At 45.6% G+C, this 22,365-nt stretch carries 10 protein-coding genes; 7 read left to right on the forward strand and 3 right to left on the reverse strand.

Going from position 1 to position 22,365, the window contains the following annotated elements:
* Positions 1-7: 7 nt before the first annotated feature.
* A complete protein-coding gene (locus tag LIQ05_RS11050) occupies positions 8-7,951 on the reverse strand; it encodes a type II secretion system protein (RefSeq protein WP_226820590.1) in 7,944 nt (2,647 codons plus the stop codon).
* Between the two features lie 300 nt (positions 7,952-8,251).
* Between LIQ05_RS11050 and LIQ05_RS11055 the strand changes: the two genes are divergently transcribed.
* The 4 genes from LIQ05_RS11055 to LIQ05_RS11070 all read left to right on the forward strand — a co-directional run bounded on the left by LIQ05_RS11055 (position 8,252) and on the right by LIQ05_RS11070 (position 14,314).
* On the forward strand, positions 8,252-11,215 hold the full coding sequence (locus LIQ05_RS11055) for a bifunctional glycosyltransferase/CDP-glycerol:glycerophosphate glycerophosphotransferase (protein WP_226820592.1): 2,964 nt from the start codon (positions 8,252-8,254) through the stop codon (positions 11,213-11,215).
* Positions 11,216-11,334: 119 nt separating this feature from the next.
* A complete protein-coding gene (locus LIQ05_RS11060; RefSeq protein ID WP_226820594.1) occupies positions 11,335-11,883 on the forward strand; it encodes a hypothetical protein in 549 nt (182 codons plus the stop codon).
* A 107-nt stretch (positions 11,884-11,990) separates the two neighbouring features.
* A complete protein-coding gene (locus LIQ05_RS11065) occupies positions 11,991-13,325 on the forward strand; it encodes a transglutaminase domain-containing protein (protein ID WP_226820596.1) in 1,335 nt (444 codons plus the stop codon).
* A 17-nt stretch (positions 13,326-13,342) separates the two neighbouring features.
* The gene (locus tag LIQ05_RS11070; RefSeq protein WP_226820598.1) at positions 13,343-14,314 is read left to right on the forward strand and encodes a glycosyltransferase family 2 protein; all 972 of its coding nucleotides are present in this window, start codon (positions 13,343-13,345) and stop codon (positions 14,312-14,314) included.
* Positions 14,315-14,369: 55 nt separating this feature from the next.
* On the opposite strand, the gene LIQ05_RS11075 is transcribed toward LIQ05_RS11070, so the two are convergent.
* Positions 14,370-16,400, reverse strand: a complete 2,031-nt coding sequence (locus LIQ05_RS11075) for a diguanylate cyclase domain-containing protein (protein ID WP_226820600.1) — start codon at positions 16,398-16,400, stop codon at positions 14,370-14,372.
* Between the two features lie 401 nt (positions 16,401-16,801).
* On the opposite strand from LIQ05_RS11075, the gene LIQ05_RS11080 reads away from it, so the two are divergent.
* The 3 genes from LIQ05_RS11080 to glgD all read left to right on the forward strand — a co-directional run bounded on the left by LIQ05_RS11080 (position 16,802) and on the right by glgD (position 19,448).
* Positions 16,802-17,032, forward strand: coding sequence for a hypothetical protein (locus tag LIQ05_RS11080; protein WP_226820602.1), 231 nt, complete (start codon positions 16,802-16,804; stop codon positions 17,030-17,032).
* Positions 17,033-17,188: 156 nt separating this feature from the next.
* Positions 17,189-18,331, forward strand: coding sequence for a glucose-1-phosphate adenylyltransferase (locus tag LIQ05_RS11085; protein WP_226820604.1), 1,143 nt, complete (start codon positions 17,189-17,191; stop codon positions 18,329-18,331).
* A gap of 1 nt (position 18,332) precedes the next feature.
* Entirely contained in the window at positions 18,333-19,448 is a 1,116-nt protein-coding gene (gene glgD, locus LIQ05_RS11090) for a glucose-1-phosphate adenylyltransferase subunit GlgD (RefSeq protein ID WP_226820606.1), read from the forward strand.
* Positions 19,449-19,536: 88 nt separating this feature from the next.
* Here the strand turns inward: glgD and LIQ05_RS11095 are convergent, their stop codons facing one another.
* On the reverse strand, positions 19,537-21,963 hold the full coding sequence (locus LIQ05_RS11095) for an HD domain-containing phosphohydrolase (RefSeq protein ID WP_226820608.1): 2,427 nt from the start codon (positions 21,961-21,963) through the stop codon (positions 19,537-19,539).
* Positions 21,964-22,365: the final 402 nt, after the last annotated feature.

Raw genomic sequence — 22,365 nt, forward strand, 5'->3', positions numbered from 1 at the left:
CTTTCCTTTAAAATCCATTGTCCCCGCTTTCCCAGCTTCCTTCCTCAGCGGAAAAATCATCCTGGGATTCGTTTGGTATAATATCTACAGTATTGTCGTTCTCGTCACCCCAATCAGATGTGTTGTCTGAGGTGAAATCGGAACTGTCTGTGCTGTTATCGGACCAGTCGTCGGATGCTGCGTCTGAATCCGAAGAATCTGTGGACACGGCCTGTCCGCCATCTGGACTAAGTACCTCTACTGTCACAACTGCATCATAAGTAGTTTTTTTGTCTGCTCCAAGCGCAGAAACGGAAATTGTCACACTTCCTACCTTAAAACCAGTAACCGTTATCTCATAAGTCTCACTTCCTACTTCATGTTTAAAACCAGTAATAGAGGCAATGGAAGTGGTTCCATTAGTGCTGGCACGTTCCATGCTCTCAGAGTCTGCTTCTTCTGACTGGACAGATGTGGCTGTAACTATGAAATCATCCTTGCTAAGATCAGATGCCAGGCAGCCTGCCGGTACCGTCAGAATAAGGTCGCCTTCTTTTGTACTTGCTGGCGTATAACCATCAGTATCATCCCCGCCAAGGGTAATCGTCATGTGATCTGTATTCCAGGTAATCTTCTTCGCCTCTGTGGTTGTCACATTGATCCAGGTGTAGCTGGTATATTCTACATTCTGGTAAGTGAAAGTTCCCTGTACAGTAAGAGTAACTGGAACAACTGCCTCACTTGTCACTGTAAATTTGCTGTCGTACACTTCTGACAGATCAACTGCACCTTCCGGATCTGCCGTGATCTTCCAGGTCATCAGGGACGCCAGATTCTTTGACGGATTTGTATCTGCGTAAACCGCTATATTCTGGTTCTCGGAATCTCCTGCGCTAAACGCCTCCGTACTTCCCTCTGTGTCTATATCTGAGATCATATCCACAGTCTCGCTTTCGGAAGAGAATGTCTCTATATCTTCCTCATCTGCGCTTCCCACAAAACTGGTCTCACTGTTGCTGACTGCAAGTGCAGTTGGCACAGCATACAGCGTAATCTCATCTGATGTAGCATAAAGCTCCTGTTGGATTTCAGCAGGATTGGAATATACAGTAAAGTTGGCTGTTACCGTCAGGGAGAAGGAAGCACTATATTCCTGTCCGTTGACTGTGGTTCTTACTGTAACAACCGTGGTTCCTGTTTTCAGAGCTTTTACAGTAGCAACATAACACTCTTTCTCTTTAGAGTACTTCAAATCTGTGATTTCCGCAATATAATCTTTCCGATCCAGAATGCGGCTTCCAATCTGTATTTCATCAGTGCCGCCTGCGGATGTAAAGGTAGAAGTGTCTGCGCCTTCTCCATATCTGTCGGAGAAGCCATCGACAATCTCATCTTCACCTGCATCAGCGGAAAACGCCTGTGTCTCAGTGGAATCTTCCACGTCACCATTACTGTACTCTACGGTGAAATTATCTAATGTCAGTTTATCTCCAAGGCTATTCTCGCCTTTTAGATTGCTCTTCAGATTAAATTGCTTCAATGCCATAGGCTGACCGTTTTCATCCTGCTGAGTGGTATCTAAATCTTCAAAAATGTCCATGGACGCACGACTATTTTCCCAGTAGATACCTTCCAGCGGCCATTCACCGTAATGGACGTGAACGTTGCTTCCGCTTCTGGTCTTCTGGGTGAGAATCGTCGGGAACGGGTAGTCTTCTCCGTCCAGGTCGGTACGGTTGCCTGGGAAGGAGTATTTACCGGTTACAGTCTGACCGTTTTCGGTTTTGGTGACTTCGGTGAATGGACCGTCGGCTTTATTCTCGTTCAGAAGGCTAATGAAGTTGCCCTGCACTTTCTCACCGTCTGCAGTTCCACCGATTGTGGAATCAACAGGTTTTTCACCGGACATTTCTTCCCAACTGATAGGGATAGCGGTATCATCAATATTATCCCAATTTTTTTGATTTTTTTCATCAATAACATAATTCTTTTGGACTGGAATATTATCTGCGTAATAGTAACAATTTTCAATGCGTATTCTAACATGGAAGTTTCGGTCATTTTCATCATGCGTTTCACCATTGCTTCCGATAGGCTCGATAGAAGTAATATTATTCGCATCACTACCACTTGGCATTTTCACATATGTATAACAATTTTTAATTATTGTAGTAGCCGTTGTACATTCCTTTTCATTATTCCAGCCATTATCACCTACTGTATCATTTGACCACCCAGCTATACCTAAAATTGAATCACCTAACAGCGTCAAAAGATTTCCAGCATTTTTAATATACACACCACCGGATATTCCAGCCAGCATCAATCTGCTCCCTGTCCATCCACTACCATTTGCAAGACATTCAGGTGTACAGGTTATTTCTCCACCAGTATAGCAGTTTGTGATCTCACCTCGCATACTTCCAACCAAACCACCAACTCTCACAGATTCCTTTCTATTAGAAAACTTCGTATTTACCACAATCTCATTAACAGCAGTACACTCGCTCAGATTCATTGTACTCATTCCAAACATACCACCAATGTTGGAATCTCCATATGCGCCTTTATCAGTATTATCCTTGATGGTATATCCCGAAACCGTACAATTCGAAATTTTTACATCTTCAGCAGAATTCCCCTGCCCTACAGCGGAAAGTCCACACATGCCGCCTAATGCATGCCAACCAATTTCAATGCCGCTGCTTCGCTGAATATAATTTCCTTTATCAGAATACAAAATGACATTGCTAACCTTAGCACCTACAATGCTTCCGAACAAACCGGTAACTGTATTTCTGCTGTTTATTTCAATATTCTTGATATAATATGTATTTCCATCATAAGTACCGTTAAAGTAGGATATGTATGCCAATGCATTTTCTGTATTCGCTTTTCCATTCGCATCGTATAATGAACCAATCTGAGTGAAAACAGTATTTCCTTTCGGTTCCATGTCTGCATCAACATCGTGACTCTGAGTCCAGTTATACTTCCTTTCTCCAGTCTCAAGCAATTCATAATTGCTGGAATCAAGAGTATTTCCATCGCTATCCAGAGCAATAGGTTCTCCATCTCCAACCCATTTCCAGTAACCGGTTTCTGTTACAACTTTCCAATAATATCTACCCTGCCAAGGATATGGATCACACCTTGTGTACGTATATGTCTGTCCGTTAGGATCCTCTATAAATTTCCAATAATTTGAGTTTTTATCAATATATCCCCAAACCATATTCCAGCCATTTCCATCAACTTCTCCTTGCTCTAATGATTTCCATTCTCTTGGATAAGGACTTTCACTTCCAGTCCAATAATACATAGATTCTGACACTTTTCCTATATTATTCATATAGCCCAAATACGTATATCCATATACATTTTTCAGATAGTCATAATCCGTATCACTGGTTTTATCCAACGTTGTCGTCGCAACCCCCGTCTTATAATTCCAGTTCATATACTCCAACTGCTCCGCGGAGCGGATCTGGTATTCGTTGCCGGTTTCGCCGGGCATTATTTCGTTGGCGTTTGTCTGGACCTCAAAGCCGTCTTCCAGGACGGTTACAGCCGTGGACTGGATTCCGTCGTAGCTCGGGGAGCTGCTACCGTACTGCATTGCGTTTGCAAAGAACGGGTTGATGGTGAAGGTGTACAGCTGGCTATTATAGCTAAACTGCCAGATACCGTTTGCAGTTCGGTCGGTGGCTGTCATTTTCATATAAGAGGCAGTCTGGTCACGATTAGCAATTCCAATCGCCGGAGCCGTAGTGTATGCCACAACTGTCACTCCGTCCAGCTGATCCGTCAGTTCAGCAGAAGCAATGGTATTCTCATTTCCGACCTGGAAATTACTGATATCAGTACCACTGATTCCATTTCCTGGTGAAAGCATGTCAGGAGCAGTATCTCCGGAATAATAATATCCATAACCATACTCCGTGATTCTTCCCCCATCATCATGACGGGTACACAAAGTGCTGTCTCCTACCTTATCCAGAACGGAAGTCGGACTCTGGCTGTTGGCTTTGTAACCAATGTAGGAGAAATGGTAACCATCATTGGCTCCGCCTTCCTCGTGCTCCCAATAAATAATGCCAATACTTCCCAGGTTAACCGGAATCTGCCAGTTGCCGTAATGAACCTTTTGGCCATCTTTGTTTACCACAGCATTAAAAGGATAATTATCCTCTGCAGTGACTCCGTGATACTTAGATTCTGCAGCCTTGGTCCCTTTGGCTGCTTTTTCTAACATATCCTCATAATCAACGTTATCACCAGCGCCCTGGTCATTGCTAAACGGAAGCATATCGTTCAGATACTGGAACGTTCCTCCACTGAGGTAGTAGCAGTCGGAAGAAACAACACCGCCGCCTTTTGGTGCAAATCCGTAGGTTTTGGAAGTTCCAGCTGCGCCCAGTGCAACTGCACAATAGTCACCTCTTAATACACCAGTATTTCTTGCGGTGAAACCACCCAGCACGCAGTTTGCGCCTTTTGAATATTCAATTGATACATTTCCAATAGCATAGCTGTTTCGGATCAGACCAGAACCGATATTCTCACCTGCAAAACCGCCCAGATAAGCATTTCCGTAGAGCACACTTGCGTTCACTACAGGGGCGTCTACTTCACTGTTATAAATATTTCCCTGGTTGCTGCCAGTCAATCCACCCATGTAAAGGGTTCCGTTTCTCTGGACATACACGATTCCGTCACGCCCCATGCTGTAACCGCAGACCGCACAGTTCTGGATGGTTCCCTTGTTGATTCCAGCCAAAGCTCCCATGTAAACACTGCGGTTGCTTCCGATAGTTCCTGTGTAGCTGAGATATGGGTTACTTACACCCGTAGTTCCTGTGAAATCATCATTCTGCCAATCGGATACAAGGAACACGTTCTGTATGGATCCCTGGTTTTCTCCGATAAATCCAACTGCGGTGCCCTTTGTGGCAAAACTGATTCCGCGGATCTCATGTCCACCGCCTCTGTAGGTAGAAGCAAAAGGAGTGATCGTTCCATTTTCTGCCACACCAATAGGACTCTGAACGGTTACCGCAGATTCAACATAGCCATACTCGTTCCATTCATATGGAGTGTTGTAATCAATATCCAGTTCCTGAATAAAAGCGGTACTTCTTCTTAATAAAGAAGCGTAAGCCTGATAGTATAAGCTCATGTGATAGAGCTGTCTCGGTGTACGAAGGTAAATAGAGGAAATATTTTCCGGAGCCTGGTCCGCAGTTTCTACTGTTTTTGCAAAATGCGGATTGAAGTAGAAGGTCTTTCCAGACATTACCTCTGTGGTCACATCACTGTCGGCCTGTTCCTCCGTTCCGTTATCTGCAAGTTCCTTTTTTGATGCACCATCCACTGTCAGTTTCTGGTAGTAAACACCCTCGATTGCCTGGGCTTTCATAATTTTTTCCGGCAATGGAAAAATAACATACGTCTCTGTATTTCCGGTATCGGCATCCCTTACAGAAATCGGGAACTTTGAAGTTTCTGAACTATTGCAATCCACTTTCCACTCTTCCAGTTTCTCCGCATCACTGCTGTTCTGATAGCTGACAATAAAACCATCCAGTTTTTCCAACGCACTCTCGGTGTACACGATACCGTATCCGTCACCAACGATTGTCAGGTCATCGGATAGGGAAGTCTGTACGTTTCCGCCGAAGAAACCGTATGTATATTCATCCTCTTCAGTCTGATACTTCTCATAATATACAAGGCTTCCTGCCTCATAACTTGCCTGCCAGTCTCCATAATGAGGAACATCCTTCAGGGATGGGTAAGAGTAATTGGTAAGTCCCTGGTTTCTCAGGTTGTAGGCGTAGGTTGTTGTGGAAGTGGTAAAGGCATCACCGTTTTCCCCATTAAGCAGGCTCGCCATCTTAGCTTTATCGCTAAGCTCGGCATATGTTTTCTCGGTTCCTCCAATATCCTGCTCAGCATTTTTTCCTGCATTTAAATAATATACACTTTTAGCGGCATACGAACTAACCGCATATATAGTGGGATTACTGCTGCTATCCCTGTCTTCCAAATAGCATACTACTGTATATCCATTCTGTATATCCGTGTCAGTAGCGGTAGAAGTAGCAACAAATCCGGCAGCTTTGCACTTCTCCCCTATAGGTTTCTGATAACCGGCCGTATAACAATACGCAATCTGAACTGATGTCTGATTGCTGACTTCAGCCACCATTCCACCTATAACATTTCCCGTCAGATAACAGTCTGCATAACTTCTGGTTATCGAAACCATACCATCAGCACGGCCAATCAATCCGCCCGCTTTGCCGTATGTTCCGCCATCTATAACGGTTGCTGCAAAGCTGTTCTGGATTTCAGCAGAGCTTGATCCTTGTTTGTTATTGGTGCGTCCAATCAATCCTCCCTGGATTCCAGCACCGCTGATCCAGACATCGTTCTCATTTTTTCCTTCTACATCCTCTGTATCCAGATATACTTCACAATTAGAAATCTTCACAGATCCGATTGTCTCGCCTGCGATCGCACCGGCACTGACCTTTTCTTTTCCATCACCGGTAATCGTTATGGTGGTTCCTGCCAGACGCAGATTCTCCACTGTCATAGGATCATTCAGTACTGCAAACAATCCGGCTCCTTTTTTGCCAGTTGTACCAGTTCCATCAACAGCGGCTATGTCCACCCCTTCTTTCACAGTCAGATGATAAATGGCCATGCTTCTGTCGCCGGTAAAGCTTTGCAGATTATTGTTGGTGATCGATGTAAAGGCCTGATTGCCATAACAGCTGTACCAGGAAGTAGTATCACCAGTCTCTTTGTCTTCCTGCTCTTCGAAATGAATGGAATTGCCAAGCTGGGCTGTTTTTATGGAATCAACCACTCCAGAGCCCTGGTCCAGGTTCTGCAGATGGCGGCCATAGTAAATGACTGCATTGTCAGAAGTACTCTGGTCTGCAAAAAGGCTGTTGGTATCACACTGGGTAAACAGGCCATCTACCTTGTGGTTGTCACTTCGTACCGTTACTTTTATATTAAGGGCAGTTCCAGCTCTTAATGGAGTCGTATGAGTGCTTTCTAAATAACTGTTTTTTGCTCCATAAAGTGATACAAATCTGGTGGCATCACTTTTCAGGTCATCCAGAGTGATCTTTAACGTATAGCTGCGTCCTACAATGGAGCTTTCCTCGTTAGCATCTGCCTCTGACTTATCGCCAATATGCAGATCATCCTGTGCATGTACTAACTTATCTCCTGATGCTTTATACTTCAGCTTCAGCTGATTTCCCTGATCATCCGTCATCACCACATCAAAAGACAACGGTTTATTGTCCTGTCCCTGACGCATGCAGGTGATGGTTGCCACTAATTTTTCTTCATTTGTAACCGTGATCTTCGGGGCAAGAACTGTGGTATTGCTGCTATCCAGCGCATCCCCGCCGTAATATCCGATTCTCGCGCCGTCGCTGAGACGATTGTCTTTATAACGAAAACTGTCATATACATTTGGATTATAATCCGGGATGTCACCTGACTCGCTGTAAAAAACCGCATATACACTGGCGCTGTCCGGGTTATATTCTACTACCCAGAAGTTGTTGTAAAGCTCGCCGTCTACGGTATCGGTTGTCACCAGTACACTGGCAGCCCTTGTTGTATCTGCCTTTTCCGAAGAAAGCGCGTAATAAAGTTTCTGTTCCTTGGTGGCATCTGAGGGCGTCCTGCCCATAGCTTTTGCCGTTTTTTCCCCGTCATAAAGGCTGCTGTTACCATTGCTCTGCAGCTTCACCAGATTATTCTGCACCGCCGTATAGATCAGCTCCGCCTTATTATCCAAAGCCTTCTGGCGCAGGTTTCTCCGGATGGAAAAAATCGCCGGAACGGCAATCGCCATCAGGATCAGGAGAATCATCACCGTCGTCAGCACCTCGGCCAGAGTGTATCCTTTTTTTCTATTTTTTCTATAATATGAAGTCATAAATTCACCTCAATATACTCTATAATATTCACCATTGTAAATTTGCCTAAAAATAGACAGAATTCGACATATCTCATTATAAAACATGGGTTAGCCTTTCGCAACCGTCTGATTGTGAAAAAAAGGTGGAGAGTTTCATAAATGGAATGATTCAGCACCTCCAGGCGCGTAAGTAATAAAAAGCCACCCCTTTTCCCCTTGAAATCCCCCTGTCGAACTGTTACTATTATAGATACAGATTGACGAATGAACGGGATTTCTGGCCTTTTGGTCAAGAAATATGGGAGATAGGAGTTTTTGATGAAGTCTTTTAAAGTCAGCATCATTTTACCGGTGTATAACGTGGAAAAATACCTGGGTGCCTGCCTGGACAGCCTGTTGGCACAGACACTTGAGGACATAGAGATCGTAGCTGTCAACGATGGCAGTACAGATGGAAGCCTGCAGATTCTGCAGGCTTATCAGGCGTTCCACCCGGAGAAGCTTTTTATCTATTCTACGGAGAATCATGGAGTAAGCCGTGCGCGAAATTACGGGTTTGCCCACTCTCATGGGGAATATGTATGGTTCGTGGACAGCGATGACTATGTGGAGACCGACGCCTGCCAGCTCCTCTATGAGAAGGCTGTGACAGACGGCAATGACCTTGTACTTTTCCGTTATTATAATGTAGATTCTGAGACCGGCGAACGCACCGAATACGAGAATTCCTGCTATAACCAGAATTTCCGCATAGCTGACAAGCCTTACGAGCTTCCTGCCATCTCCCCCTACCCCTGGATCAAATTTATTCACAGAGACCTGTTTTATGGACTTCACTTCCCGGAGGGAATCCGTTTCGAGGATCTCCCAGTGGCATATCTTCTGGCAGTGAAGGCCCGCTCCATCGGTTATCTGGATCATTGCTTCTATAATTACCGCAAGAACGTAGGATTTCTCAGCCATCTCACCCCATCCACCCTTCATATAAAGGACGCGGTCATTTTTATGAAGGAAGAGATGCAGAAGCTAGGATTTTTTGACCGATACCGGACGGAACTGGATTTTATCGCAGTCCGCCACTTTTTTTACCGTTTCTGGAAGCTGCTTACCAATTATGAAGCAGACCAGAAGGAACTGAAGCTGCAATTGATCAATGAACTTTTTGACTATATGGAGACCGAAATCCCGGACTGGGAAACCAATCACTATGTTCTTTATTCCCTTCCACCCCATATTGTGCGTCTCCTTTGCCTTTATGCTTCCCGGCAGGAAATGATCCAGTTTGTAGAAGCCTGCACTGGCATGACCATTTCCCAGCAGAAAGCCTGGATTAAAGATTACAAGGCCTCTCACAGAACCGAACCTGGTATCCAGCCAGCCGAAATGCTCCGCCGGGAAAAAACAGCGGCCCAGTTTTACCGCTTTGCTTACACTGGAAGCCTGGCACCAGATCCCGAGCAGATTTTTCTGGAGTCCAGCCGGGGAAATGAGATTTCCCCGTGGATTCTCAAATTACTGGCTCACCTGATCCAGAATTTCAGCGAACACCATATTGTACTGTCTCTTGCAGAAGAGAAACATCCTCTACTCCAGGCACTTTTGAACCGCTATCTTCCAGGCAGCGGAGTTTTGCCGGACAACCTCACTTTGATCTGCCCTGATACGGAAGAATATGGCAAAGCCCTTGCCCTTTCCGGCTATGTGATCACAGACAGCCCTCTGCCCTATTATTTCCAGAAGGAAACCGGGCAATTTGTACTGCTTCACTGTGGTCACGGGCTATATCCGGAAACGGTTCAGAATACCCCTGCTTCCACAGCAGATACCGGGCTCTGGCAGCACACCATGTTTATGGCAGATGCCTTGTATTTTAACAGCATGCAGAACCGCAATATCTATATGAACGAATGTATGACAGATGGGATCTGCCCCACACCCTATATTATCGGAAATTCTGCAGATGCCCCGGTTGTTCCGGAGCAGTCCCACAGGGAGAAGATCCGCCGCAGCCTGCAGATGGACGGCATGCAGACTATTTTGTATGCCCCCCTTCTTCCCGGCTCCTACGTAACCGACTCCGCCCAGACTTTCCGCAATTTTATGTCTGCCCTTTACATAATCGACCAGGAGCTTGAAGATCATCAGGTTATGTATCTTCACCTTGACGGGGAAAAGCAGCTGGACTATTCCGTTTTTGCCCATGTCAGGGAAATGCCTTCTGATTTTGATGTCTCGGATTTTGCCTCCGCCTGTGACTTTTTCATTTCCGATTATCACAGCGCCCTTTCTGCGAGGTACAGCCCGGACACCCAGGTTCTGCGGTTCCTTTGCACAATTTACGGAAAACAGCACTTTAAATTCGTAGATTTTAATGGAAACGAGCGGATTGTAGATGAATTTTTCCAGGACTTTGCCGCTTTCAGCAATGCGCCACAGTTAGTCCGATATATTGGACAGGAAGAGCAGCAGGTTTCCGATGCCATCCAGCAAAGCGGTTTTCAAATCACCAACAGGCTGGTACGTGCATCTGCGAAAGCTGAGAATGGAATCGGGAATACTTCGGAAGAACAGTACCTTATTACAGACATTGTAGACTTCTTACTTCATGGCAGACCATTGCCTTATTATGAGAGCCAGGTGGCTCCAGCCTCTTCTGCGCTTACTGCAGCCGAAGCAGCTGCACAGCCAGATTCTCCTGTTTCCAGCCAGCCCCGCCCCCGTGTTCTTTTCTTCACCGGGCGCAAGCTTTCCAGGAACCTGATCCGCGATTTCAATGTCCTGGCTGCCCAGGCTCCGGACAAGGAATTCTGGCTGGCTTACAACGATTTCCGGAATACGGACTCTGCCAGATATCTGGCACAGCTGGCACCGGAATGTTCCTATCTGCCTTTGAAGCCAGATCCGGAGAAGGGGAACCGCTGGAAGCTTGCCAGTGTACTTACCAGCAGAATGGGACTCCATACTCTTTATCCGCTATCCCATATATTGGGCCTTGGAAAAGAAGAGTGCAAAAAATATCTTGGAAATGCCCAGTTTGATGAAGTGGTCATTACCTCCACAGACAGCATTAAAACCGTCGCCACTCTTCTGGCGGCTGCACCGTCTGTCTCCTATACCTTCGACACCTTTAGTCCGGAACGGTACAGCACTTCCAAGCCTTACAGATGCCAGATCGCATTTCTTTGCCGACTGCTGAAGGATGCTGGAAGTCCGGAGCTGCCGTCAGAGCTTACAGGACTGAAGTTTACTCAGAATGCTGGCAGAAATAAAGATAAAAGGTAACAGTTCCGTACCTTTACCGTTATACGCTTCGCGGAATACAGCGTCCTGAATCGATATAAGAAGAGGCTTTATAATAACTGTGAAAGCCGTAATCAACAGCATTTTTAAGGAGGAGCCCCATGTCAGAATCTTTTCTGAATGATGACATACTTTATTTTAAGAATTTAATACAAGATGGCAGGGATCTGCATAACCCCTCCAAGCCCTCTAAAGCCGCCACGGATTCCGTAAAAAACACCGCGGCACCGGAAGCTTCCTGCGCCGACAATTCCTATGATGCCAGTAGCGCGCTTTTCACCCGCCAGCAGGCTTACCACACCAACCAGGTTTACGATTCCATCCGGGATCTTCTTATGGAAGATTACGCCATCTGGAACCAGTATAAATATCTTTACCATGCCAGAAAATATAGGGCTTATCTCTCCACTGTAGAGCACGCAGAACCTGCCTGCCGCCAGGAATATCTCCAGCGGTTCAGCCGGGAGTTTAAACGGGCACAGGACCTGGGGGAATTGGATCTTTCCCAGTTTTCCCCAGAGGAGAAAGAACGCCTGCTGTTTATTATGAAAGAGCCCAACCGTTTTTATAGGACTTATTACGAAGGTTCTGCCGGTAAGCCCGGACTTTTTCACCGATTGAAAAACACATTAAAGAAAATCCTTAAATAGTGAGCAGCCGTGCTCTTTGAACGAGCAATGCTTCCTACCGAAAAGTAAGAAGATAGAATCAATCAAAATAAAGCAATCTCAAAAACTATGAAGGAGGAAGATTTCACATGAAAAAGAAACAACAAAGCTCTGCAGCATTTAGTTTCATCACCAAATTACTGGTCTTTTTAGCAGTCATTGTTTTTGCCGGAAATGCAGGGACCCATCTGACACAGGCGCAAAGCTATGTCTATGATGACGATGATGACTACTACTACGATGACGATAATTACGAAGAATACACCCTGGAACTGAAGTCCACAGAATCAATTTCTGCTGCACGGCTTGCAGTTCATGCCGTGTTAGACCCATACATCACCTACATAGATGTATACCGAGCAGATTCCAATCCTGCACAGGGTGGTGCTTTTCGCCTGATCGATACCGTTAAATTCGGCAGCTGGGCAAAATACGGGAATTCCGAATATTGGCAGCATGATGGCGAAAAAAAGGTTGTCACTGCATATTCCAGGGATCCTCATGCCGATAACGCCGTTAACTATGTACTGATGGATACCAGTACTTATCTTGGCCGCACTTATTACTACAAACTGGTTACAGAAGGCGTTGTCTACGGTTCCCAGATCAGTTCCAATGTCATATCTGGTCAGACCAAACTGGAGACCACAGATCTTACCAAGTGCTGCTCTGCAGATGGAAAAACAGTCAAGCTGGAATGGTACACCGCTGAAAAAGCCCAGGGCTACCAGATTTACCGAAAAAACGGCAAGAAATGGAAAAAAATAAAAACCATTACCAAGGGCAACACCTATAAATACACTGATAAAAAAGTAAAAAAAGGCAAAACCTATCAATATAAGGTACGCGCATACAGTAAAGTCAACGGAAAAACCTATTACAGCAGTTACGGAAAAATCCAAAAAGTGGCTCTGAAAAATCCAACTGTAAAAGGCAGCTATTATGTCGGCAGCGTTTACGGACCAGCCCTTAACAATAAGGAACTTTTACAGGTAAGACGAGTGGTCCAGAGCTTCAAAAACAATTATATCACAACTGGAATGAGCAGCTACCAGAAGACCCTGGCAGCTTTCAACTACCTTCGCAGCAACTGTGCTTATGCATGGAAAGGCTGGCAGTACAACAATGCCAACACAGCATGGGGCGCTCTTGTTTATGGCGAAGCCCAGTGCTCCGGCTATGCAAGAGCCATGAAAGCTCTCTGCGATGCCATTGGCGTTCCCTGCTACTATGTACATGCAAATGCCAAGGCCATCAACCCAAGCCACCAGTGGAATGAGGTAAAAGTAGGTGGCAAATGGTATATTGTAGACGCTCAGAGCGGTGCCTTCCTGATTGGCTCCAAAACCTGGAAAAACGCAGGGCTTGCATGGAATACCAAGGGTCTTCCAAAATGCAGCACAACCGACTATAAGAAAAAATAACAAAACAGGTGACAATCTTGGAAAATATAAAAGTTTCAGTAATCCTTCCCGTTTATAAAACAGAACCTTACCTGCGGCAATGCCTGGACAGCATCGTGAACCAGACTTTAAAGGAGATTGAGATTATTTGTGTGAATGACAGTTCCCCGGACAATTCTCTCTCCATCCTGGAAGAGTATGCTGCCCGGGATCCCAGAATACAGATCCTCACACAGCCCAATGGAGGTGCCGGAGCAGCCCGCAACAACGGCATGCGCCATGCACATGGAAAATACCTTTCCATTCTGGATTCCGACGACTTCTTTGAACCAGCTATGTTAGAAGAAGCTTACCAAAAGGCTGAAGAAGTTTCCGCAGATCTGGTGGTTTTCCGGTGCAACCAGTACTTCACCGAAACCGGAGAATATAAGGAAATCCCATGGACTCTGCGTATCAAGCATGTTCCTCCATATGAGCCATTTTCCCACAGGCAGCTGACCATGAACGTATTCCGGGTTTTCCAGGGCTGGGTATGGGACAAGCTTTATCTCCGGTCCTTTGTGGAAGAAAAGGGACTGCTTTTTCAGGAACAGCGCACCAGCAACGATATGTATTTCGGCTTTTCCGCTACTGCACTTGCAAAAAAAATAGCGGTAATCGACAAGCTTTTTGTCCATTACCGCATTGATGCTGCGGACTCCCTCTCCAAAACAAGGGAAAAATCCTGGCAATGTTTTTACAATGCCTTATGTGGAATCCGGGAGAAACTGAAAAAAGAAGGGATTTTCCCAGAGCTGGAGAAGGATTTTATCAACTATTCCCTGCGTTCCTGTCTCTGGAATCTGGAAACTCTCGCCGAGCCAACCCGCACCACCCTGGAGAAAAAGCTGGTACAGGAATGGTTCAGGGACTTGGGAATTAAGGGAAAGGACGCCTCCTTTTTCCAGGATTCCAGGGATTATGCAAAATATCTGGAGATTATAAAAGCATATCCGGACTACCAAAATTAGACTTCATAGGGAATCCGGAACTGGACAGATCATTACAGGAAACCGTGCCTGCCCCTCACGCACCTTCGTTATTCGCCCTGCTCACCGACTTCTTCCTGTGCTTCTTCGCCTCATAAAGCTGCTGGTCAGCCAGGGAGATCACCTGTTGGATGTCTGTTGAAATATTTGGGCGGAATTCGGCAATTCCAAGGGAAATCTCCACCAGGAAAGGCTTGCCGGATTTCTCATTAAACAGCCTGCACGCCATCTTCACACGCTCCCGGAATTTTTCCCCGAAATCTGCTTCCTCGCACTCCAGCATGATAATATACTCATCACCGCCCACACGCCCCAGAATATCATTGCTGCGAAGGCATCCCTTTAATATTTCGGCAACACTCCTAAGGGCAAAGTTCCCCGCCGGATGCCCCCAGGTGTCGTTAATCTCTTTTAGGTGATCCAGATCACCGTAGATCATGTACGCCCTCTGACCATTCCCGGCCTGGCAAACCCGTTTGGTGTGTTCCATAAACCCACGCAGGTTCAGAAGGCCGGTCAGCTCATCATACTCGGAAATAATACCAAGAACACGGTTTTTCTCCTTGATTTCTTCCATATTCCTGGACATCTCCAGCCGTCTGGCCGCCTCTGCCTTGCTGATTTCCAGATAATGCAGGGACAGACCGATCTGCAGACTGATCACATAGAAGAAAGGAAAATCCTCCTGGTCAATGTCACAGGCCAGTAGTCCGTACTGCTTCTCCCCTGAAAAAAGAAGAAAAACCATAAACTGGTGGCGCTCTTCGTCCTCCATCAGATCACAGATTCCGTTTTCCTTCATAACCAGCGGCCTTTCGTAAGCGGCCTTGGTAATGATCCTGCCATTCTCATAGCTGGCAGCAAGATGAAGATTATAAGGGCAGGTCCACTTCCGTTTTCCATCGTAAACAATCGGTTCATCCAGAAGAAAAAGATGAGTACATCTTGTATGAAGCTCCCGCATTTTCTCCATGATCTCTTTCAGAAAAGCCTGCTCGTCATCCATGCAGTCGTTTAAATCCCGGGCAAGGACCGGAATAAACCAGGATTTCCTCTGAAAACTGATCAGCTCCAGCTTCATTCCGGCAATTGTCTTATTCAGCCTGTGCACCTGGGCACCAAGTCCCACTGGCGTCTCTTTCTTCGAAGCATCCTCTGACACACAGCCGCAGGACTCTCTTTTTACAAAAGAAACCGGCACCCGTCTGGATACCGCTCCCTTTCCGGGGTCTTTTCCATCCAGGCGGTTCACCAGATCATAGACTGCCATTTTGCCCATAAGCTCCCCGTCCTGCTGAACCGTGGTAAGAGGCGGTTCCATCCCGGAGGCACGCTCGCAATCGTCAAATCCGGTAATCATAATATCCCTGCCAATCACAAGCCCACGCTTCTCGCAGACACGATAACCGGCAAAAGCCATCTCATCATTGGCAAACACAATGGCCTGGGCATCCGGGTTACTGTCCAGAAGGCGTTCCACCTGTCTGTCCACAAACTCGGAATAATCCCCCTGTGTAATCATTTCAGGGGTTACAGGAAGCCCGTATTTCTTCATGGTTTCCAGATAAGCTTCCTTACGCTCAATGGCATCTGTGTTGTGCTCCGGTCCTGCCACAAACAGAATTCTGGACAGATGATGCTCTTCCACCAGATGGGAAACGACCATCGCGATACCGCCTTTGTTGTCGCAGATCAGGGAGTGGCAATTGGGCACATCCACGATTTCCGTAAGAAAAACCGTAGTGATCCCGTTGTATTTCCGGGCAAATTCATTGGGATCATCCTCCCGCAGCTGGATTCCCAGTGTTCCATAATTAATGATCAGACCATCCAGGCCGCCGATCAGGCTGTAGTCATGTATGGTATTAAATTGATAGTCATAGGAATTTTTCTGTTTGCTTCCCAGGACATCTTCGAAAAAGTCCTTAGTCCGGGTTCCCAGAAAAAAACAGACATTTACGTCCAGCTCTGCCGCCGCCTCAGAAATCCCCTTGATATGCTCTTTTGGAAAATAGGTATGCACTCCTCCGATGAGGACTCCAAGATTATACCTCTTTTTTTCTTCCATCTTCACACCTCTGCTTGCTGCAAAAATTTGATATTTTTTCTTTCTCCTTCATATGGCACTTTATCTTTTTTTTACGTTCTGTCTTATCCAAAATCAGCTTTTGGCTTTCGTCTATTATAACAATATTTCCCATAGCATGTAAAGTCGCTTTTGTGAATTTTCGCTAAATATGTGAATATTTTACCCCCTCATTGCAGAGCAGATTTTTTTCTGGTATACTTTAGGCATCAAGCGCACATCTGTAAATTAAAGCAGTAAAGAATTGGACTTTACCGGTTATAGAGGGAACCGTTTCAATCGTCCCGGAGCATATTAAAAAAGACTTTCTGCAAAGTGCGGCATGCAGCTTGCGGAAACGATTTTTTAAACACACTCTGACGCCTGATAGGAAGGATAAAAAAATGGCAATTAACCCCATGAAATTACTTGAACTCAAGAACCTGTGGAGCGCTTTTACAAGGCGTCACCCGAAATTCCCACAATTTATTTCCGCCGTGCAGCAGGCCGGTATTTCTGAAGGAACCGTGATCGAGGTTCAGATCACCACACCGGATGGCAGAACCTTCACTTCCAACCTGAAAGTACAGCCGGAAGACATCGCGGCTATAAAAAGTCTACAGAATTACCAATGAATATTTAGTTAAATTTCATCTGCATTTTACAACATTTTTGCACAAAAAAAATTGTACTTTCAGCGAAAATATTGTATAATATGGCTCAAAGCATTACTATTCACTGATTCATTGCTATGAATAGTAACCTTAAAGAAATGAAAGTGAGGGTTCACCATGAAACAGAACAGTATGTTAGCAATGATTCTGGCAGGCGGCCGTGGCAGCCGTCTTCACGATCTTACCAACAAAGTGGCTAAACCGGCAGTTTCCTACGGCGGTAAATACCGCATCATTGATTTCCCCCTCAGTAACTGTGCCAACAGTGGCATCGACGTAGTAGGCGTACTGACACAGTATGAGTCAGTTGAACTGAACAGTTATGTTGCAGCTGGCGGACGCTGGGGACTGGATTCCAAGAACAGCGGTGTATATGTACTTCCGCCTCGTGAGAAAGCAGACACCGGACTCGACGTATATCGCGGGACAGCCGACGCGATTTCCCAGAACATTGATTTTATAGATCAGTATGATCCGGAATACCTTCTGGTACTTTCCGGCGACCACATTTATAAAATGAATTACGACAAGATGCTTGCCTTCCATAAAGAGAGACAGGCCGATGCTACCATCGCCGTTATCGAGGTTCCTCTTAAGGAAGCCAGCCGTTTCGGTATTATGAACACAGACGGCGAGACAGACCGTATCACCGAGTTTGTTGAGAAGCCGCCGGTACCTGAGAGCAATCTTGCCTCCATGGGTATCTATATTTTTAACTGGAAGCTTCTTCGCAAGCTGCTTCTTGCAGATATGAAGAACCCGGATTCCAACCATGACTTTGGTAAGGACATCATTCCTACTCTTCTTGGCGATGAGAAGCGTCTTTTCGCTTACCGTTTCAAAGGCTACTGGAAGGATGTTGGAACCATAGATTCTCTCTGGGAGGCAAATATGGATCTTCTCAGCCCGGATAACGAGTTGGATTTAAGCGACCTTACCTGGAAGATTTACACCGAAGATGTAACTGCACTTCCGCAGTATATTGGCACAGAGGCCAGAATCCAGAACGCTTACATAACCCAGGGCTGTGTAATTGAAGGCGAGGTTACCAATTCCGTAATCTTTACCGGAGCTAAGGTAAGACCAGGTGCAAAGGTAATTGACAGTGTACTTATGCCAGGTGCTATTGTGGAGGATGGTGCTGTCGTAATACGTGCCCTTGTTGCCAATGGCGTAAACATCGGCAAGGGTGCTCTTGTAGGAAGTGCTGACAGTGAGCACATCGAGCTGATTGCGAAACGAGTAAAGGGGGCCGAATAATATGTATAAAGCATTTGGAATTGTAAACTCATCATCCAGAAACATCCGTGTAGAGGGACTTGAGGACTACCGTCCGATCGGAGCTTTCTCATTCCTGGGCAGATACCGTATGGTCGACTTCCCGATTTCCAACCTGAGCAACAGCGGCATTGACCGCATTCAGATCTACGTAAAAGAGAAGCCAAGAACTCTGGTTTCCCATATCGGCACCGGACGCCATTATAACATTAACTCCAAGAGCGGACGGCTGCAGATTCTTTTCACTGACAGCGACCAGAGAAACAATATCTATAACACCGATATTGCTTCCTATTATGAAAATATGGAATGTATCGAAGAAATGCATCATCCGTATGTGGTAATTACCCCTGATTATATGGTTTATACCGCAGATTTTTCCAGGCTGATCGAGCAGCATATCCAGTCCGAAGCTGACATCACCCTGCTTTATCACGCAGTAGACAATGCGAAGGATGCTTACCTGAACTGTAATATCCTGAATCTGAACAAGCAGAAGGGTGTGCTCTCCATTGAGCCAAACCACGGAAATGCCAAGAACCGCAATATTTTCATGGACACCTACATTATGAAGAGGGAGCTGTTTATTGAACTGATCCGCAAGGCAAAGGCAATTTCTTCAGCCTTTACTCTTGCAGACATTATCAACGAGCTTCATAATGAGCTGGATGTAAGAGGAATTTCCCACCGCGGCTTCTTCGCTTCCATCACAGATTTCCAGAGCTATTACGATGCCAATATGGATCTGATCGATATCAAGGCTGCACAGACACTTTTCGATCCGGAATGGCCAATTTATACCCGTACCAATGATTCCTGTCCGACTCATTATTATGAGACCGCCCAGATCCGCAACTCTGTTGTTTCCAACGGCTGCCAGGTGGAGGGAACCATTGAGAATTCCATTCTCGGCCGTGGCTGCATTATTCACAAGGATGCCGTGATCAAAAACAGTGTTATTCTTTCCGGTGCTGAAATCGGCGAAGGCGTACATATAGAGAACCAGGTAGTAGACAAGATGGTCAAAATCCTTCATGTGAAGGAGGTTGTCTCCGATCCGGCACTTCCTGGATATATTAAGAGAAGAGATATTCTGTAAGCATTGCATTCCAGAGCCTGTTTGGAAAATCAGCTACACTTCCAAAAAATAAAAGTCCCGAGCGGTTTTGCCCGCCGGGACTTTCTTTTTATATTCTTACCTGCTCCAGCATTTCCTCTATCCTGCCCGGTATACTGGTACCGGCAGTAACAAGCTTCAGCTGCACTCCAGGCAGCTCCGGAAATCTCAGTGCCTCTACTCTTCTGCACATTTCCTTCTGGATTTCGGAAAGCTCCTCTTCCGTAGCCTTAAAAAATACTGTCACAAAATCATCGCCGGAATATCTGAGCACATCGCCTTTGCCAGCCGCAACATCCCGAAGCACACCTGCAACCCGGCGAAGTACATCATCTCCAGCCTGATGTCCGAAATTCTCGTTAATTCTTTTAAAGTTCTTAATATCTGCAAACATAAGAGCTGCTGCATTGTCCATTTTGCTCAGCTTCTCCACATAATAGCGCTTATTATAAACTCCGGTTACAGGGTCTATATAAACCTTCTCCTTATGAATCCTTACAGATGACAGGATCTCATCTTCGGAATACCCATCAGGCATAAAATCACCATCTATCCTGGAAGCCATTTCCAGACAACAGGGTTTCCCATCAATCTCCACATACATGGATACCACCTGATAGGGAGCATCCCCTGCAACCTCAAGCTTTGTCATGCGCTTCCTGGTCTGCATGCTGAGCCTGGAAATACAGTTGCTGCATTTTTCCAGACAATTCCATATGTCTGAACAGGAAGTTTCACTCTCCCACATTTTTCCGTCTTTTTCTATATGGATAACCTTATTTGTTGTGGGATCTACATACCGTACCAGATCATAGGAGATCTGCAGGTACTGAAGCAGAAGCCACGCTTCAGTTCCATCTGTAGAAAAGCCGCATTTCTTAAACCGGTCATAAAAACTGGAAAATTCTGCACTGCGGTCTTTTTTCAAGACTTTCAGGCCCTCCTCCCGGACGGTTTCCATAACCGTATAATCATCCGTAATATCTGTCAGCTTTCCAACAACACCTGTATAACCTTTTTCAGCACCATCTGTCCAGATCACCCTGCATTCGCACCGGTAGTGGCAGGGACTTTTTCCATCTTTGAGCAAAAGATTGCTTGACACGTCCGGCGTTTCCCGGGTGGCCTGGGTAATCTTCCGGATAAGCCGTTTCAGGGATTGCTCCTCCACAAGATCTTTCAGCACACCGCTCTGCAATGGGGAAAATAAAGGTTCCGTAATCCCGCTTCGTTTGCAACCAGCCTGGTTAAAGGTGAGAAGCGGTGGTGAAATGGTATAAGTAAAAATAATATTTCTGCTGCCCTCTGCCAGGAAATTATAGCGCATTCTCTCAACTTCCAGCTGCTGCACAATTTTCTCTGAGGAATCCATCTCAAAATCGTGAAATCTGCTGGCAATATCAGAAAGGTCTGTCTGCTCATACCTTTCCTTGGATTTATAGCCCATTTTTTTCTTCAGGGAGGAAGAAATATCCAGAAGGCACTCCAGCATCAGCGGATTAAATGCACCACACTGTCCTGCCAGTATCATCTCGATGGCCTTTTCATGAGAATAGGCATCTTTATAGCATCTCTCACTGGTCAATGCGTCATATACGTCAGCTAACGCCACAACCTGTGCTGAAACAGGGATTTCTTCCCCTTTTAATCCATCCGGGTATCCGCCTCCATCGTAACGTTCATGATGCCAGCGGCAGATCTCGTATGCAGTCTTGACAAGAGGCTCCTCCTTCTGGTCAAGGGGCAGCTCTGACAGCATATTGGCACCTGCCATGGAATGTCCCTTTATTACTGCAAATTCTTCGGCTGTAAGTCTGCCCGGCTTATTCAGGATTTCATCCGGAATACTGATCTTGCCAATGTCATGGAGCGCAGAGGCTGTGGTAATCATCCGGATCTGTTCCTTGCTCAGGGCATACCTGTTATTTTCCTTCTGAACCAGCTGGCAAAGCAGCATTTCTGTGATTGTCTGAATGTGCAGCACATGAAGCCCGCTCTCTCCATTGCGGAATTCCACTATATGAGAAAGAATATTGATCATCAGCTTGCTGCTTTTTTCTCTCTCATAAATCTGATTGGAAACAATACTGGTCATCCGGCGCTGCTTGGCTCCCAGAAGTATAGCATTGGCTGAACGGCGTAATACCATGTTTGCATCAAAAGGTTTTCCGATAAAATCGGTGACACCCAGATCGTACCCACGTTTTATGTAAACAGGAGAATTTTCTGACGAAATAATCACAACCGGAATAGCCTCAATCCAGTGTTCTTTATTCATATAAGAAAGAACCTCGAAACCATCCATTTTGGGCATAACAATATCCAGAAGAAGCAGCGAAATCTCCTCGGCATGCTTCTGAAGGCAGTCAACTGCCTGCACCCCGTCTTTCGCCTGTATGATATCATATTCCTCTTCCAAAATTGCAGCTAAAAGTTCGCGGTTCATTTCTGAATCATCCGCTATAAGAATCTTTTGTTTCGTTATAACTTCACTCATTTTATAATTTCCCTCGCTGGTGCAGGTACCCCCCCCCCCCCCACGCCAGTTTCCGTTTTACTGTTAAGCTGACAGCTTTTATAATATGGGTGCTATCATGTCCTGATATTTCTGTCGTTTCATGTGTATTATTTCTTCGGTCTGAAATCCTTGATTTGTTTTGGAATTTTCAACAGAACTGTCAAGATTTAATTATCGCAGTGCAGGTATCAGAAAGCTATCGTTCGCGGACTGATCAATAGATACCTAAATTCTTTCCGATTCCACCTTTACTTATATGAGTTTAACAGTCCGCCGCATTAATGTCAACCATCTGTAACTTTTTTTGTTCAGAGGATTTACACAGCTTTGAAATACCGTTACAATAGTTGTATTTGAATTACACAGATATACTGATTACTG

Source organism: Blautia glucerasea, assembly GCF_020537505.1.
Lineage (GTDB): Bacteria > Bacillota > Clostridia > Lachnospirales > Lachnospiraceae > Blautia_A.

Excerpts from the sequence above, each read along its gene's own strand:
- LIQ05_RS11050 (WP_226820590.1), bottom strand. The coding sequence starts at position 7,951 with ATGACTTCATATTATAGAAAAAATAGAAAAAAAGGATACACTCTGGCC.
- LIQ05_RS11055 (WP_226820592.1), top strand. The coding sequence starts at position 8,252 with ATGAAGTCTTTTAAAGTCAGCATCATTTTACCGGTGTATAACGTGGAA.
- LIQ05_RS11060 (WP_226820594.1), top strand. The coding sequence starts at position 11,335 with ATGTCAGAATCTTTTCTGAATGATGACATACTTTATTTTAAGAATTTA.
- LIQ05_RS11065 (WP_226820596.1), top strand. The coding sequence starts at position 11,991 with ATGAAAAAGAAACAACAAAGCTCTGCAGCATTTAGTTTCATCACCAAA.
- LIQ05_RS11075 (WP_226820600.1), bottom strand. The coding sequence starts at position 16,400 with ATGGAAGAAAAAAAGAGGTATAATCTTGGAGTCCTCATCGGAGGAGTG.
- LIQ05_RS11080 (WP_226820602.1), top strand. The coding sequence starts at position 16,802 with ATGGCAATTAACCCCATGAAATTACTTGAACTCAAGAACCTGTGGAGC.
- LIQ05_RS11085 (WP_226820604.1), top strand. The coding sequence starts at position 17,189 with ATGAAACAGAACAGTATGTTAGCAATGATTCTGGCAGGCGGCCGTGGC.
- glgD (WP_226820606.1), top strand. The coding sequence starts at position 18,333 with ATGTATAAAGCATTTGGAATTGTAAACTCATCATCCAGAAACATCCGT.
- LIQ05_RS11095 (WP_226820608.1), bottom strand. The coding sequence starts at position 21,963 with ATGAGTGAAGTTATAACGAAACAAAAGATTCTTATAGCGGATGATTCA.